Source organism: Streptomyces sp. NPDC007808 (assembly GCF_042868655.1).
In the GTDB taxonomy this organism is placed as follows: Bacteria; Actinomycetota; Actinomycetes; order Streptomycetales; family Streptomycetaceae; genus Streptomyces.
On record NZ_JBIAEQ010000012.1, the window covers coordinates 43,613 to 59,710 of the forward strand.

Below are 16,098 nucleotides of genomic sequence, written 5' to 3' on the forward strand. Positions count from 1 at the left end.
GCTCGAGAGGGGATTCAGCACGTGACCGTCAACATGACCAAGGGTCAGGCCATCAGTCTGCAGAAGAACGACGGAGGCAGCCTGACCGCGGTACGCATGGGTCTCGGCTGGCAGGCGGCTCCCCGGCGCGGCCTGTTCGGCTCCCGCACTCGGGAGGTCGACCTGGACGCGTCCGCCGTTCTGTTCGCGGACAAGCAGCCCGTGGACGTCGTCTTCTTCCGTCACCTGGTGAGCGACGACGGCTCCGTCCGTCACACCGGTGACAACCTCGTCGGCGGTGTCGGCCAGGGCGGCGACGACGAGGCGATCCTTGTCGACCTCGCGCGCGTCCCGGTCCACATCGACCAGATCGTCTTCACCGTGAACTCCTTCACGGGCCAGACCTTCCAGGAGGTGCAGAACGCGTTCTGCCGCCTGGTCGACGAGACCAACGGCCAGGAACTGGCCCGCTACACCCTCGCGGGTGGTGGCGCCTACACGGCGCAGATCATGGCGAAGGTGCACCGCTCGGGCCCGGGTTGGTCGATGACGGCCCTCGGTGCCCCGGCCAACGGCCGCACGTTCCAGGACCTGATGCCGGCGATCCTGCCGACCTTGTAAGGCCCGCCCGGCGAGCGGCACTCGACAAGACAAGCGACACAGGGGGACGAAGTCATGACGGCCGAGCTGGTGCGGGGGCAGAACCACCCGCTCTCCCAGACCCGTCTGGAGATCCGGGTCTCGGCCGGAACGCCGATCGTGGCCGGAGCCACGCTCGGCGACGACGAGGGCAGGATCCACGGGGTCGAATGGGTGGCCCACCCGGGCGCCCCGACCCTGCCCGGCCTCGAGGTCTCACGTCAGGCGGCCGCCGACCACCGTCTTGCGGTGGACCTGGACGCCATGCCCGAGTCCGTCCACCGCGTCAGCGTGCTGCTCGCCCTGCCCGCCGGGGTCGGCGGTCCGACCCGCTTCGGCGCCGTGGCCACCCCCTTCGTCGCGGTCACCGGCCTGGACGGCACCGAGGTCGCCAGCTACACGATCACCGGCCTTGAGGCGGAGTCGGCCGTGGTCGCCCTGGAGCTCTACCGTCGCCAGGACGCCTGGAAGGTGCGTGCGATCGGCCAGGGCTACGCCGGTGGTCTCGCCGACCTCCTCACCGACCAGGGCCTGTCCCAGGCCCACCAGCTGGCCGGCAGCATCAACGAAGCGGTGGCCCAGGGCATGGCCCGCTCCGTGCCGGCACCCTCCGCACGGACGGACGGCGACCGTTCCCGGCAGGCCGCCGCACCCGCACTCGGCCCCGAGCAGGGAGGCTCCGCACCGCAGAGCTCCTCCGGGGCAGTACCCCAGCAGCCGACGTCGCCCTACGGCACCCAGACGCCCGGCGCGCCCGGCCAGTCGGCGCCGCAGATGCCGTATCAAGGTCCGACCGGCACCGGCGACCCCGCCCAGCCGTCGACGCCCACCTCCGGCGGCCCGATCGACTACAGCCACCCCCGACGCCGGAACGCGGCTCCCCCGCCACCTCCGCCGACCGCGCCTCCGGCCCAGCCCGGGCAACCGGCACAGCCCGTCGCAGGTGACGCCACCGGCTGGTCCATGGACGAGCGGCTGTACAACCAGGTGTGGGGCATGTTCGAGGACCTGGCTCGCACGACTGCCGCCTACCGCAGCGCGGTCGACTTCGCCGACTCCCGCATGGACAAGGAGCTCGACCAGGTCCTGTCGGACCCGCGCAGCCGGATCGGCGGACAGGGCGACGCCGCTCGCGAGGCCGCCGAGGCCAAGCACGCCCAGCTCGTCAGCCAGGCGAGGGCGACGCTCGACCGGGACCTCGCCCAGCTCACCGCCGAGGCCGAGGTCGTCGAACCCGCGCTGCCGCCCGCGTACGCACGCTGGGACAACCCCGTGTGGCACGGTTACCGCGTACCGATGGAGATCCCCATGGCCGTGCGCCTGGGCGACCTCCACCTGCCCGAGAGCACCCAGTTGCGCATACCGATGCTGATCCGGCTGCCGCTGGAGCGCGGTCTGTGGATCGACAGCGGTCGCAGTGGTTCGATCGACGGCTCGTTCACCGATGCCCACGACCTGCGGCGCCTCGCGATGGAAACGGCCGTGGCGCACGCGGCCCGGCTGCTCGCCGTCCACCCGGCGGGCGAGTTCACCGTGCATGTCGCCGACCCGGCCGGTTCGGGAGCACAGGCGCTCGTCCCCCTCGTGCAGAGCGGCGCGCTCGCGGGTCCGCCCGCGGTGGGCGCGGGCGGAGTGGCCGACGTCCTCGCGCGACTCACCCAGCGCGTCGACCTCGTGCAGATGGCGCTGCGCGCCGGTGCCCCCGACTCGCTGCCGCCCGATTTCGACACCTCCCAGCAGCTCCTGATCGTCAACGACTTCCCGCACGGCTTCGACGACCGGGCCGTCAATCAGCTGCGCTACCTCGCGGACGAGGGACCCGCCGTCGGTGTCCACCTGATGATGGTCGCGGACCGCGAGGAAGCAGCCGCCTACGGCCCGTTGCTCGACCCGCTGTGGCGTTCGCTGCTGCGACTGACCCCCGTGCCCGACGACCATCTGGCCGACCCGTGGGTGGGGCATGCCTGGACCTACGAGCCCTCGCTCGTGCCGCCCGGCAGCCAGGTCCTCCAGCAGGTGCTCAGGCAGGTCGCCGAGGCTCGGGCCAAGTACAGGTAAAGCGTCTCTGACCAGCACACTTGGCCCTTCTTTTGCCAAGCACTTTACCTTTCCTTGGTGATTGGGGTAGTGTTCATCCCACGGAGGGGAGTACTCCCTGTCTAGTGCGACGTACCCGTCAATACGGATCCGGCCAGATCCCGGGGCGTCGGCCCATCGTGGGTGGAAGAGACCTCCGGCGCGCGACGACGCTGACATTTGCCGTTACGACTGCCGGAGGCGCAGTGGAAGTTTCCACGACCCTATGGGTCCTGACCATCGTGGGCCTTGCCGCCCTGATCGCGGTCGACTTCTTCATCGGCCGCAAGCCGCATGACGTGTCGATCAAGGAAGCAGGTATCTGGACGGTCGTCTGGATCGTCCTGGCCGCCCTCTTCGGGCTGGGCCTGCTGTTCTTCGGAGGCGGACAGCCCGCCGGAGAGTTCTTCGCGGGCTTCATCACCGAGAAGTCGCTGAGCGTCGACAACCTCTTCGTCTTCGTCCTGATCATGGCGAAGTTCGCGGTGCCGTCCCAGTACCAGCAGAGGGTGCTGCTCGTCGGTGTCCTCATAGCCCTGGTACTGCGCGCCATCTTCATCGCCGCGGGCGCCGCCATCATCGCCAGCTTCTCGTGGGTGTTCTACATCTTCGGCGCCTTCCTGATCTGGACCGCCTGGAAGCTCATCCAGGAGGCGCGGGCCGATGAGGAGGACGAGGAGTACGAGGAGAACAAGCTCCTCAAGGCGGCCGAGCGCAGGTTCGGCGTCGCCGACCGCTACCACGGCACCAAGCTGTGGATCCAGGAGAACGGCAAGCGGGTCATGACCCCGATGCTGGTCGTGATGCTGGCGATCGGCACCACCGACGTGCTGTTCGCCCTGGACTCCATCCCCGCGATCTTCGGCCTGACGCAGGACCCGTACATCGTGTTCACGGCCAACGCCTTCGCCCTGATGGGACTGAGGCAGCTGTACTTCCTGATCGGTGGCCTGCTGAAGAAGCTGGTCCACCTCAGCTACGGCTTGTCGATCATCCTGGGCTTCATCGGCGTCAAGCTGGTGCTGCACGCGCTGCACGAGTCCGGCGTCCACGTCCCCGAGATCAGCATTCCGGTCTCGCTCGGCGTGATCTGCTCGGTCCTGGTGATCACCACGATCACCAGCCTGAGGGCTTCCAGGAAGCAGGCGGCGGCCGAGGCGGCGCAGGAGAAGAGCGAAAGCGCTCCGAAGGACAGCATCGACGTCTGACCCCGTCGAACGTAGAAAGAACCAACACCGGGAGTGGTGCCCAGCGAATTGCCGAGCACCGCTCCCGGTGCTTCTTTGGGTGCTGGGGTGTTCCCGTCGGGGACACCACGGCCGGGTGGAGGCACCTGTGGACGCACCCATGAAGTTCGTGCAGATCATCGACTTCGAGACCGAGCGCATCGACGATATGCGGGAACTCACCGAGGAGACCGAGCAACGCCTTGCCGGGCGCAGCGGTGGCCCCAGGCGCCGCCTCGTCCTCAAGGACCGGGGCCGGCCCAACAGGTACCTCGTGATGGTCGAGTTCGACTCCCACGAGGACGCCATGCGCAACAGCGACGACCCAGAGACGACCAAGTTCGCGGAGCAGATGGCCGCGCTGTGCACCAGGCCGCCGTCCTTCACGGACTGTGACGTACAGGAGATGACCGATTTCGCGTAGCGACACACACCGCACCAAGGCCCCGCACCCCGAGGGCTCGGGGCCGCTCGACCATCACGCGGACCGGAATGCGGACCCTCAAGGGCTCTGCGACGATCGCTCCATGATCGCTCGGCTGAGGCCGCTCACGACGCGTTGGACGTCCTTCGTGCCGGTGCTCGCGGTCGTCCTGCTCGCCTTCACCTGGGGGCGGGACCTGCCCGGCGCGGTCGTAGCCGTGGTGACGCTGGTTCTCGCTGGGGCCGTGCTGTCCGCCGTGCACCACGCCGAAGTGGTTGCTCACCGGGTCGGTGAACCCTTCGGCTCCTTGGTCCTCGCGGTCGCCGTCACGGTCATCGAGGTCGCCCTGATCGTGACCCTGATGGCGGACGGCGGGGACAAGAGCTCCACCCTCGCCCGGGACACGGTCTTCGCCGCCGTGATGATCACCTGCAACGGCATCGTCGGCCTGTGCCTGCTGGTCGCTTCGCTGCGGCACCGGACGGCGGTCTTCAACCCCGAGGGCACCGGGGCCGCGCTCGCCACCGTCGCCACCCTGGCCACGCTCAGCCTGGTGCTGCCGACCTTCACCACGAGCAAGCCCGGGCCGGAATTCTCCACCGTGCAGCTGACGTTCGCCGCGGTGTCCTCGCTGATCCTGTACGGCCTGTTCGTGGCGACCCAGACCGTTCGGCACCGCGACTACTTCCTCCCCATCACCCGGCAGGGCGAGGTGATCGCCGCCGACGAGCATGCCGACGCCCCCACGGCCCGCACCGCGCTGATCAGCCTCGGACTGCTGGGCCTGGCACTGATCGGCGTGGTGGGCCTGGCCAAGGGGGTGTCGCCCACCATCGAGTCCGGGGTGGCGGCGGCCGATCTGCCGCACGCCGTCGTCGGCGTGGTCATCGCCCTGCTCGTGCTGCTGCCCGAGACCATCGCCGCGCTGCGCTCCGCGCGCCGGGACCGGGTGCAGACCAGCTTGAACCTCGCGCTCGGCTCTGCGATGGCCAGCATCGGTCTGACCATTCCCGCGGTCGCCCTGGCTTCCCTGTGGCTCTCCGGCCCGCTGGTCCTCGGCCTCGGCCCCACCCACATGGTGCTGCTGGCCCTGACGGTGGTGGTGAGCTCGCTGACGGTGGTGCCGGGGAGGGCGACCCCACTCCAAGGAGGCGTCCACCTGGTGCTGTTCGCGGCCTACCTGGAACTCGCGATCAATCCGTAGCCGGACAGGCGGCCTGCCGGGCAGGCGAACCGCCGCACGGGAACACCGTAGGCGCTGCCGCACCCGGCATGGTCACGGTGTTCCGGGGCCCGTCACCCCGTGGCGGGCTCCGCCGTCGCGGCCGGCGCGAGACGTGTCTCCGGCAGCAGCGCGAAGCACCCCAGGCTGAGCAGCGCGACCCCCGTCAAATACGCCCCCACGGCCCAGGGCACCCGGCCGCCCTGCTCGGCGAGCGCCGTCGCCACGAGGGGCGTGAGCGCGCCCCCGAGGACACCACCGAGGTTGTAGCCCACCGCGGCGCCCGTGCAGCGCACCCGGGGCTCGTACAACTCCGGCAGATACGCGGCGATCACGGCGAACATGGTGATGAACGCGACCATCGCCCCGAGGAAACCCAGGAACATCGGCAGCGGCGCACCCGTGGCGAGAAGCGCGACCATCGGGAACATCCACAGCGCGGCGGCAGCGCATCCGATCAGGGCCAGCGGCCGACGCCCGTACCGGTCACCGAGCAGCGCGGCCAGCGGCGTGAGCGCGCCCTTCACCACCACCGCCGCCATGATGCAGGTCAGCATGACGCTGCGGCTCACCCCGAGCCGCTCCGTGCCGTAGGCGAGGGACCAGGTCGTCACGGTGTAGAAGATCGCGTATCCGACCGACAGCGCTCCGGCCGTGAGCAGCAGAAGCCGCCAGTGGTCACGTACGACTTCGACGAGCGGCACGCGCGCGTGGCTGTCGAGTTCGAGGAACCGGGGGCTCTCCGTGAGCGACGACCGAAGCCACAGCCCCACCAGGGCCAGGACTCCCGCCGCCCAGAACGGCACCCGCCAGCCCCACTGCGCGAACTGCGCCTCGGAGAGGGTCGCCGACAGTGCGAGCACCACCCCGTTGGCCAGCAGGAAACCGAGCGCCGGCCCGACCTGCGGAAAGCTCGACCACAGACCGCGCCGGTCGGCCGGCGCGTGCTCCACGGTCAGCAGGACCGCGCCGCCCCACTCACCGCCGAGGCCCAGCCCTTGGAGGAAACGCAGCAGGAGCAGCAGCAGGGGAGCGGTCACGCCGATCGTGTCGTACGTCGGTACGCAGCCGACCGCGACCGTGGAGGCGCCGGTCAGCAGCAGCGAGGCGACGAGAACCGGCCGGCGCCCGTGCCGGTCGCCGATGTGTCCGAACAGCACCGAGCCCAAGGGCCGCGCCACGAAGCCCACGCCGAACGTCGCGAACGCGGCCAGGGTGCCCGCCACCGGGGAGAACGTCGGGAAGAACAGCGGTCCCAGAACCAGAGCGGCCGCGGTCCCGTAGACGAAGAAGTCGTAGAACTCGATGGCCGTGCCGGCGAGCGAGGCCGCCGCGAGCCGCAGCATGGAGGGCGCCCTTACGGTGCGTACGTCTTGCATGCCGCGTCAACTACCCACCGTGACCGTCGGTTACGGGGGCGCGCGGGGGTGGTCGGTCAGCGTCAGTATGTGACGGTGATGCGCCGGGCGGGGCCGTCGACGCGGACGGCGCCGCCGTAAGGGATCACGAGTTGGGGGTCGGTGTGCCCGAAGTCGACATCAAAGACGATCACGGTCTCGGGGGCGTACGTCCGCATGGCGCGCAGGACGGCCTCGCGCTGCTCGGTGGCGTAACGAGCGGCCTCCTTCGGGCCGTTGGGGCGCTCGAAGGACCAGGTTCGCGCACGGCCCATCAGCAGCGCCGAGAAACGCCGGAGCAGCCCGCGCTCGCCCATGCTCCGGAGCGTCCAGAAGACCTCGTCGGCGCTCGGCAGCGCCTCCGACGTCTCCAGCAGCAAGACGGCGCCGTCGTACTCCGAGAGGTCCCGCGCGATCTCGCGGTCCGCCATCAGCAGCCAGCCGAGGATCTCCAGACAGCCGCCCCATGTCGGCCCTTCCACCACCCGGTCGGCGTTGACCCAGGTCCAGGCGTCGGCAGGCCGCATCCTCGGCTCCGCCCCGAACGTCGCCGGATCGGCCCAGTCGCGGTTGACGTCGTTCCAGCGCTCGGCCGGTTCCAGTTCGTACGCGCCCGACGTGAACAGGGCGGCGCGCAGCGACTCGGCCGTCCGCGGGTTCATGGCGCCGGGTCGGCCCAGCTCGCACATCACGGTGGCGCCGTGGAAGCCGACGATGCCGCTGTTGCGCAGGAACATGAGCAGATTGGTGTTGTCGCTCATCCCGAAGAACGGCTTCGGGTTCGCCCGGACCAACTCCCGGTCCAGCCACGGCAGCACGGTGATCTGGTCGTCGCCGCCGATCGACGCGATGACGGCCCTGATGTCCGGGTCGGCGAACGCGGCGTGGATGTCGTCGGCCCGCTCCTTCGGTGACGCTCCCATCCTGCGGGTCGTCGGATACTCCACGGGTTCGAGCTCGTACTCCGTGCGCAGTCGTTCCAGGCCCAGTTCGTAGGGCCGGGGGTAGAGCTCGGGAAGGCCGGCGCCGGGCGAGATGACGGCGATACGGTCCCCGGGGGAGGGCTTGGGCGGATACGAGATCATGGTCATCTGCGGAGGGTAGGACCCGAGGTGCCCTGCGCGCACCGTGATAGACCGGGTCCGAGCAGCGGTCCTCCACGGACCGACCACCCCGAACGGACCGGAGGAACCGTGCCCCGCAGCCTGGCCAACGCCCCGATCATGATCCTCAACGGCCCCAACCTGAACCTGCTCGGCCAGCGCCAGCCGGAGATCTACGGTTCCGAGACCCTGGCCGACGTCGAGGCCCTGTGCGCCAAGGCGGCGGCCGCGCACGGCGGCACGATCGACTTCCGGCAGTCCAACCACGAGGGTGAGTTGGTCGACTGGATCCACGAGGCGCGGCTGAACCACTGCGGCATCGTGATCAACCCCGGCGCCTACTCCCACACTTCCGTGGCGATCCTGGATGCGCTCAACACCTGCGACGGGCTTCCTGTGGTGGAGGTCCACATCTCCAACATCCACAAGCGCGAGTCGTTCCGGCACCACTCGTACGTGTCGCTGCGCGCCGACGGCGTCATCGCGGGGTGCGGTGTGCAGGGGTACGTCTTCGGGGTGGAGCGGGTCGCGGCGCTGGCCGGGGCGGGGCGAGCGGACACCTGACGTACGGGCTGGCGACAGGAGCCTCGCCGGTGTCGTCCGGGCAGCCGCCGGGGCCGCCGGTCGAGGGCGGGGATTGAGGGACCGGCGGCCCGTACCGCTCAGGAGCCGTCATCCTGCGCGGGGCTGACTCCAGTTGACTGCGCAACAACGTCCGCCGGGAGCGCGCGCAGGACACCGGCGTGTGCGAACGGTTCACACGGGGTGTGTACGGCGCACGGCCGCGAATGCGCGCCCGGCGCGCGCTCTGTGAACGCGCGCCACCGGATCCGCGCTCACCAGCCGCGCTCGCGCCACTCCGGCAGATGCGGCCGTTCCCTGCCCAGGGTCGTGTCGTTGCCGTGTCCCGGGTAGACCCAGGTCTCGTCCGGCAGCGCGTCGAAAATCTTCGTCTCGACGTCATGGATCAGGCTGGCGAACGCGTCGGGGTCCTTGCGGGTGTTGCCCACACCGCCGGGGAACAGACAGTCCCCGGTGAACACATGGGGGTGCCCGTGCGGGTCGTCGTAGATCAGGGCGATCGAACCCGGCGTGTGCCCGACGAGGTGGCGTGCGGTGAGGTCCACGTGCCCCACCCGAATGGTGTCGCCGTCGTCGACCAGAACGTCGGTGGGCACCGGAATGCCGTCGGCGTCGTGCCGGCCGGCGTACGTTCGCGCGCCGGTGGCCTCGACGACCGCGGCGAGCGCCTGCCAGTGGTCGCCGTGCTGGTGTGTGGTGACGACGGACGCGATGCCGTCGTCACCGATCATGCCCAGCAGCGCGTCCGCGTCGTTCGCGGCGTCGATCAGCAGTTGCTCGTCCGTGGCCCGGCAGCGCAGCAGATAGGCGTTGTTGTCCATCGGGCCGACCGCGATCTTGGTGATCATCAGGTCCTTGAGCTCGTGCACGTCGGCGGGGCCACCGACCGTCACCTGTCCGCTGTAGGTCATGTCGGCAGCCTATAGCGGCACAGCGGTCCACGGACCGTCCAGGCGTCCGAGGGGGAGAGGCGGGCGCTACAGCGGCGGAAGCGACGGCAGCGGACCGCCCTGCGCACTCAGTGCGGACCCGTCACGGCGCCCGGCGAGCCAGCCGAGCAGATCGGGCGCGGACCCGCGGACCGCGACCTCGGCGGCGTCCGCCTCCCGCCCCGTGCTCCACGCGCGCGTGCCGTCCGTGAGCCGGGTCGGCGGTACGTCGGGGTGCCCGCTGAACCGCTCCGTGAGGAAGTCGATCTCCCGTTCCACGAACTCCGCCGGCAGATCCTCCAGCTCGTACCCGACACCGAGGTCCACGTGATGCAGCTCCACCTCCACCCAACGCCGGAACGGCACCCGGGCCGCCGCGTCGGTGACGCCGTTGCGCAGCTCCACCGTGCGGGACCAGTCCGCGGGAGCGGCGCCCGTCTCCTGGAAACGTGCGGCGCTCTCGCGCACGTCGGCGAGCTGGACGTCGAGGGGGCGCGGGGCGTCACGCTCGATGTCGGCGTCCCGGGTGGCGGCCGAGGCGTACATGGGGCGCCCTTCGAGGACGTTCACGAGGGCGTCCGCGTTGCGGGCGAGATGAGCGAGGACGTGGCCGCGGCTCCAGCCGGGGAGCCGTGACGGCTCGGCCACCGAGGCGTTGTCCAGTTTGGCCGCTGCGGTGAGCAGTCGTTCGGTCGCGTCATGTACAGACACCAGGTCACGAGCGTGATCAATCATGGTGCTGACATTAGCCCCGCCACACCTTCGGGTGAAGGTGGTGAACGGGTGCCGTAAATCGAATGCGCGTGCTATAGGGTCGGACGTGGCGTCGGGCATGCTGGATGGCCCGGGATTGTTGTCCCATTCGGTAATCCGACCGGCGTTGTCAGTGGCTCCCCCTAGTCTGAGAAAGCACGGGGGCCTCGCCCCTGTCACTTCTCTCAAGAAAGGTGCGGACCGGCGTGGCCGACCGTCTCATCGTCCGTGGCGCGCGCGAGCACAACCTGAAGAATGTCTCGCTCGACCTGCCGCGCGACTCGCTCATCGTCTTCACGGGCCTGTCGGGGTCGGGCAAGTCCTCGCTGGCCTTCGACACCATCTTCGCCGAGGGCCAGCGGCGCTACGTCGAGTCGCTGTCGTCGTACGCCCGGCAGTTCCTCGGCCAGATGGACAAGCCGGACGTCGACTTCATCGAGGGCCTCTCCCCGGCGGTCTCCATCGACCAGAAGTCGACCTCGCGCAACCCGCGCTCGACGGTCGGCACCATCACCGAGGTCTACGACTACCTGCGTCTGCTCTTCGCGCGCATCGGCAAGCCGCACTGCCCCCAGTGCCGCCGCCCGATCTCGCGCCAGTCGCCGCAGGCCATCGTCGACAAGGTCCTGGAGCTGCCGGAGGGGAGCCGCTTCCAGGTGCTGTCGCCGTTGGTGCGCGAGCGCAAGGGCGAGTTCGTCGACCTCTTCGCCGACCTCCAGACCAAGGGCTACAGCCGCGCGCGTGTGGACGGCGAGACGATCCAGCTGTCCAACCCGCCCACGCTGAAGAAGCAGGAGAAGCACACCATCGAGGTGGTCGTCGACCGCCTCACCGTGAAGGACTCCGCCAAGCGCCGCCTCACCGACTCCGTGGAGACCGCGCTCGGCCTGTCCGGCGGCATGGTCGTACTCGACTTCGTCGACCTCCCGGAGGACGACCCCGAGCGCGAGCGGATGTACTCGGAGCACCTGTACTGCCCGTACGACGACCTCTCCTTCGAGGAGCTGGAGCCGCGCTCCTTCTCCTTCAACTCACCGTTCGGCGCCTGCCCCGAGTGCACCGGTATCGGTACGCGCATGGAGGTCGACCCCGAGCTGATCGTCCCGGACGAGGACAAGTCGCTCGACGAGGGTGCTATCCACCCCTGGTCGCACGGCCACACCAAGGACTACTTCGGCCGGCTGATCGGCGCCCTCGCGGACGCCTTGGGATTCCGCACGGACATCCCCTTCGCGGGCCTGCCGCAGCGCGCGAAGAAGGCGCTCCTCAACGGCCACAAGACGCAGATCGAGGTCCGCTACCGCAACCGGTACGGTCGCGAGCGCGTGTACACCACGCCGTTCGAAGGTGCCGTCCCCTTCGTCAAGCGCCGGCACAGCGAGGCCGAGAGCGACGCCAGCCGCGAGCGCTTCGAGGGCTATATGCGCGAGGTGCCCTGCCCCACCTGCGAGGGCACCCGCCTGAAGCCGATCGTCCTCGCGGTCACGATCATGGAGAAGTCGATCGCCGAGGTCTCCGCGATGTCCATCAGCGACTGCGCGGACTTCCTGGGCGAGCTGAAGCTCAACGCCCGCGACAAGAAGATCGCCGAGCGCGTGCTGAAGGAGGTCAACGAGCGGCTGCGGTTCCTGGTCGACGTCGGCCTGGACTACCTCTCGCTGAACCGTGCGGCGGGCACGCTCTCCGGTGGCGAGGCCCAGCGCATCCGCCTCGCCACCCAGATCGGCTCCGGGCTCGTCGGCGTCCTGTACGTCCTCGACGAGCCGTCCATCGGTCTGCATCAGCGCGACAACCACCGGTTGATCGAGACCCTGGTGCGGCTGCGCGACATGGGCAACACGCTCATCGTCGTCGAGCACGACGAGGACACGATCAAGACCGCCGACTGGATCGTCGACATCGGCCCCGGTGCCGGTGAGCACGGCGGCAAGGTCGTGCACAGCGGTTCTTTGAAGGAACTGCTGGCCAACGCCGAGTCGCAGACCGGCCAGTACCTGTCCGGCAAGAAGTCCATCCCCCTGCCGGACATCCGCCGCCCGCAGGACCCGTCCCGGCAGCTCACGGTGCACGGCGCCCGCGAGAACAACCTCCAGGACATCGACGTCTCCTTCCCGCTGGGCGTGTTCACCGCGGTCACCGGCGTCTCGGGCTCCGGAAAGTCGACGCTGGTCAACGACATCCTGTACACGCACCTGGCCCGCGAGCTCAACGGCGCCCGCAACGTCCCAGGGCGGCACACGCGCGTGGAGGGCGACGACCTGGTCGACAAGGTCGTGCACGTCGACCAGTCGCCCATCGGCCGCACCCCGCGCTCGAACCCGGCGACGTACACCGGCGTCTTCGACCACATCCGCAAGCTGTTCGCCGAGACCACCGAGGCGAAGGTCCGTGGCTACATGCCGGGCCGCTTCTCCTTCAACGTCAAGGGCGGCCGCTGCGAGAACTGCGCGGGCGACGGCACGATCAAGATCGAGATGAACTTCCTGCCGGACGTGTACGTCCCGTGCGAGGTCTGCCACGGCGCCCGGTACAACCGGGAGACCCTGGAGGTCCACTACAAGGGCAAGTCCATCGCCGAGGTCCTGAACATGCCGATCGAGGAGGCGACCTCGTTCTTCGAGGCAGTCCCCGCCATCGCACGGCACCTCAACACGCTGAAGGACGTCGGTCTCGGCTACGTCCGCCTCGGCCAGTCGGCGACCACCCTGTCCGGTGGTGAGGCCCAGCGTGTGAAGCTCGCCAGCGAGCTCCAGAAGCGCTCCACCGGCCGCACGGTCTACGTCCTCGACGAGCCGACGACCGGTCTGCACTTCGAGGACATCAGCAAGCTGCTGAAGGTCCTCTCCGGACTGGTGGACAAGGGCAACACGGTCATCGTCATCGAGCACAACCTCGACGTGATCAAGACCGCCGACTGGATCGTCGACATGGGCCCCGAGGGCGGCGCCGGCGGCGGCCTCGTCGTCGCCGAGGGCACGCCGGAGGAGGTGGCCGCCGTCCCGGCCAGCCACACCGGCAAGTTCCTGCGCGAGATCCTCGGCGCCGACCGGATCAGCGATGCGTCCTCGGTGAAGGCCCCGCGCAAGGCGGCGGCCAAGAAGACGGTCGCGGCAGGGACGGCGACGAGGAGGACGGCGACGGCCAGGACCGCGAAGACGGTCAACAACAAGGCCACCGACAAGGCGGCCGGAGCCGCCAAGAAGACGGCAGCGGCGAAGAAGGCGGCACCCGCGAAGAAGGCGGCACCCGCGAAGAAGACGACGCGGGCGCGCAAGGCCTGAGGTCTGCCGGAGATCCGACATGTGCGGTGCCCCGCGGGAACTCCCCGCGGGGCACCGCTCGTTCCCTCTTCAGCCGCCCGATGTCCGCGGCTGAGACGCACCTTGACTGCTAAACACAGTGAAAGAGAACGGAACGCTCACCGGAACTCCCCCAGTTCGGAGGCGTACGGAGGTTCGGCGCCCGCCCGGGAGCAGGTGATCGCGGCAGCCCGCGCCGCGAACCGCAGCAGCCGTGTCCAGTCCTCGGCGCCCAGTCCCAGGAGCGCCTCGGCGGACAGGGCGTCCTGGGCGTCCAGTCCGTGCAGCAGGGCCGCGTTCACGGTGTCGCCCGCGCCGATCGTGTCCACGACGTCGACCTTCTCACCCGGCACGGAGTGCACCCCACCGTCCCGGGTGTAGGCGGTCAGCCCGTCCCCGCCGTGAGTGATGACGACGGCCGCAGGTCCCGCGGCCAGCCACTCATGAGGGGTGCCGCCCAGCCACAGCGCGTCCTCCTCGGAGAGCTTGAGCAGCGACACCGAAGGCAGCCAGCTCTTGAACCGTGCCCGGTAGCCGTCCGGGTCCGGGATCAGCACCGGCCGGATGTTCGGGTCGAGTGCGGTGAACACCCCCCGCGCCGCCGCGGTGCGCATCAGTTCCTCGTAGGCACTCGCTCCAGGTTCCAGGACGAGTGAACAGGTACCGAAGGACACCGCGCGAGTCGCGGCAGGGAGCTTCGGCGGTGCCGTCAAGAGACGGTCCGCGGTGCCCTCCACATAGAAGGAGTAGGCGGCCGAGCCGCCGGCGTCGATGGTGGCGACCGCGAGGGTGGTCGGCTCCGTGCCGCGCTGCACGGCCGAGACGTCCACCCCAGCCTCCCGTAGCCCGTCGAGCAGGGCCTCGCCGAAGGCGTCGTGGGAGGTGCGGGAGCAGAAGGCGGTCGAGGAGCCGAGGCGGCCGAGGGCCACGGCGGTGTTGTAGGGGCCGCCGCCGAGCGCCGGCTTCAGGCCGGCCAGGGCGCCCGTGCCCTGCGGTACCAAGTCGATCAGGGCCTCACCGGCGACGACGATCACGAGACGGTTCCTTTCACGGACGTCAGGGACTGAGTAGGACTGTCCAAGGCCGAGGGCTCGGCCCTACCGCCGGGTTTCCCGGGCCCGGCCGGCTGCTCGCGCTGCACCGGCTGCTCGCGCTGCACCGCTCGCTCCGCCCTCGCCGGATCACCGGACCTCACGGATTGCTCGGGTCCTGGGGGCTGTTCCTCGCAGCCGCACGAGGTTCGATGGACGAACGCGCACGGGAGTCGCAGGGTGCTGGCGGGCCGGTCCGGCGAATCGAGTCGGTCCAGCAGCACACGAACCGCCCGGGCGCCGATGTCCTTGCTGGGCTGGGCGATCGCGGTGAGCCGGGGTGAGAACAGATCGGCCCAGGCGAAGTCGTCGAAGCAACACAGCGCGATGTCGTGGGGCACGGACAGACCCCGGTCACGCAGGGCACGCAGGGCGCCGATGGTCATCGCGTTGTTGGCGGTGACGAGTGCGGTGGGCGGCGAGGGGAGCGACAGGAGCGCGGCCGTGGCCCGTTCGGCGCCGGCCGACGCGGAGTCGCCGTGTACGACGAGGTCACCGTCGTACCCGATCCCGGCGGCCGCCAAGCCGTCCCGGTAGCCGGTGAGGCGCTCACTGGTGGTGCTGAGTCCTGGCAGTCCGGCGACCAGCGCGATCCGGCGGTGGCCGAGGGCGGCGAGGTGGGTGACCAGCTGCGCCATGGGCTCGGCACTTTCGGCGCAGACCTGGTCGAACTGTGTCGACTCGTCCGACGAGCTGCCGACCACGCGGTCGAGAAGGACGGTCGGCACCTTGTGGCGCCCCAGATAGGCGATCAGTTCGCGCGGATCGGCCGAGGGAGCGACGATCATGCCGTCCACACGGCGTTCGTGGAGCAGCTGGACGACCTTGCGTTCATGCTCCGGATCGTCGTGCGGGTCGGCTATCAGCAGGCTGTAGCCGTGTTCGAGGGCGGCGGCCTCGACGCCCTGGAGTATCTCCGTGAAGTACGGGTTGCTGATCGCCGACACCGCCAGCCCTATGGACCGCGTGCGAGATGTCACGAGAGAACGAGCGAGGGTGTTGGGGGTGTACCCGAGTTCCTCCATCGCGTCCAGCACCGCCTGGCGGGTGTGGGGCAGCACCGGCCGGGTGCCGTTCAGCACGTGCGAGACGGTCGCCACGGACACGCCGGCGCTCCGCGCGACGTCGGCCATGGTTGTCATCGTCGGTCCCCTCCCGTCTCCGCCCGCACCGCGTCCCTCCCCGGGGCGCCGTGGGCCTTCTGGCCGGGAAGGTATCTCATTCGGAGCCGGACGTAAACGTTTGCGCAATCGTTTACGTCCGCGGTGCGACCACTGGGATCCGGCTCTCGTGCGAGGAGGAGAAGAGAGAGACGGTCGAAGGCGAGGGGGTTCCGTCAGGCCACGGGAGGGTTCCGACGGAAGGTCTCGGGAGGAAG

At 69.7% G+C, this 16,098-nt stretch carries 13 protein-coding genes; 7 read left to right on the forward strand and 6 right to left on the reverse strand.

Annotation, left to right across the window (positions count from 1 at the left end):
• The first annotated feature begins 21 nt into the window (after positions 1-21).
• The 5 genes from ACFYNL_RS36925 (at position 22) to ACFYNL_RS36945 (ending at position 5,548) form a co-directional block, all read left to right on the forward strand.
• Complete coding sequence (locus tag ACFYNL_RS36925; protein WP_388811824.1) at positions 22-600, forward strand: TerD family protein; 579 nt, start codon at positions 22-24, stop codon at positions 598-600.
• Between the two features lie 54 nt (positions 601-654).
• On the forward strand, positions 655-2,676 hold the full coding sequence (locus ACFYNL_RS36930) for a TerD family protein (protein WP_388811827.1): 2,022 nt from the start codon (positions 655-657) through the stop codon (positions 2,674-2,676).
• 224 nt (positions 2,677-2,900) lie between these two features.
• Positions 2,901-3,902, forward strand: coding sequence for a TerC/Alx family metal homeostasis membrane protein (locus tag ACFYNL_RS36935; protein WP_388811833.1), 1,002 nt, complete (start codon positions 2,901-2,903; stop codon positions 3,900-3,902).
• Between the two features lie 139 nt (positions 3,903-4,041).
• Positions 4,042-4,344, forward strand: coding sequence for a hypothetical protein (locus ACFYNL_RS36940; RefSeq protein ID WP_388812347.1), 303 nt, complete (start codon positions 4,042-4,044; stop codon positions 4,342-4,344).
• Between the two features lie 103 nt (positions 4,345-4,447).
• Complete coding sequence (locus ACFYNL_RS36945; protein WP_388811836.1) at positions 4,448-5,548, forward strand: calcium:proton antiporter; 1,101 nt, start codon at positions 4,448-4,450, stop codon at positions 5,546-5,548.
• Positions 5,549-5,640: 92 nt separating this feature from the next.
• Here ACFYNL_RS36945 and ACFYNL_RS36950 read toward each other — a convergent pair whose 3' ends face one another.
• Positions 5,641-6,945 (reverse strand): MFS transporter, encoded by a 1,305-nt coding sequence (locus tag ACFYNL_RS36950; RefSeq protein WP_388811839.1) that lies wholly within the window; start codon positions 6,943-6,945, stop codon positions 5,641-5,643.
• Between the two features lie 62 nt (positions 6,946-7,007).
• Positions 7,008-8,054 (reverse strand): S66 peptidase family protein, encoded by a 1,047-nt coding sequence (locus ACFYNL_RS36955; protein ID WP_388811842.1) that lies wholly within the window; start codon positions 8,052-8,054, stop codon positions 7,008-7,010.
• A gap of 102 nt (positions 8,055-8,156) precedes the next feature.
• On the opposite strand from ACFYNL_RS36955, the gene aroQ reads away from it, so the two are divergent.
• The gene (gene aroQ / locus ACFYNL_RS36960; RefSeq protein ID WP_388811845.1) at positions 8,157-8,630 is read left to right on the forward strand and encodes a type II 3-dehydroquinate dehydratase; all 474 of its coding nucleotides are present in this window, start codon (positions 8,157-8,159) and stop codon (positions 8,628-8,630) included.
• Between the two features lie 272 nt (positions 8,631-8,902).
• On the opposite strand, the gene ACFYNL_RS36965 is transcribed toward aroQ, so the two are convergent.
• Together ACFYNL_RS36965 and ACFYNL_RS36970 are read right to left on the reverse strand one after the other, a co-directional pair.
• Positions 8,903-9,559 carry an MBL fold metallo-hydrolase gene (locus ACFYNL_RS36965; RefSeq protein ID WP_388811848.1) on the reverse strand — a complete coding sequence of 219 codons (657 nt, stop codon included), beginning with the start codon at positions 9,557-9,559 and terminating at the stop codon, positions 8,903-8,905.
• A gap of 66 nt (positions 9,560-9,625) precedes the next feature.
• Positions 9,626-10,312, reverse strand: coding sequence for a maleylpyruvate isomerase family mycothiol-dependent enzyme (locus ACFYNL_RS36970; RefSeq protein WP_388811850.1), 687 nt, complete (start codon positions 10,310-10,312; stop codon positions 9,626-9,628).
• 224 nt (positions 10,313-10,536) lie between these two features.
• Between ACFYNL_RS36970 and uvrA the strand changes: the two genes are divergently transcribed.
• The gene (uvrA, locus tag ACFYNL_RS36975; protein WP_388811853.1) at positions 10,537-13,611 is read left to right on the forward strand and encodes an excinuclease ABC subunit UvrA; all 3,075 of its coding nucleotides are present in this window, start codon (positions 10,537-10,539) and stop codon (positions 13,609-13,611) included.
• Positions 13,612-13,748: 137 nt separating this feature from the next.
• Here the strand turns inward: uvrA and ACFYNL_RS36980 are convergent, their stop codons facing one another.
• Together ACFYNL_RS36980 and ACFYNL_RS36985 are read right to left on the reverse strand one after the other, a co-directional pair.
• Positions 13,749-14,663: a carbohydrate kinase gene (locus ACFYNL_RS36980; RefSeq protein ID WP_388811856.1), complete on the reverse strand. Its 915-nt coding sequence runs from the start codon at positions 14,661-14,663 to the stop codon at positions 13,749-13,751.
• Complete coding sequence (locus ACFYNL_RS36985) at positions 14,660-15,862, reverse strand: LacI family DNA-binding transcriptional regulator (RefSeq protein ID WP_388811858.1); 1,203 nt, start codon at positions 15,860-15,862, stop codon at positions 14,660-14,662. Before ACFYNL_RS36985 ends, ACFYNL_RS36980 begins: the two co-directional genes overlap by 4 nt.
• Positions 15,863-16,098 lie beyond the last annotated feature (236 nt).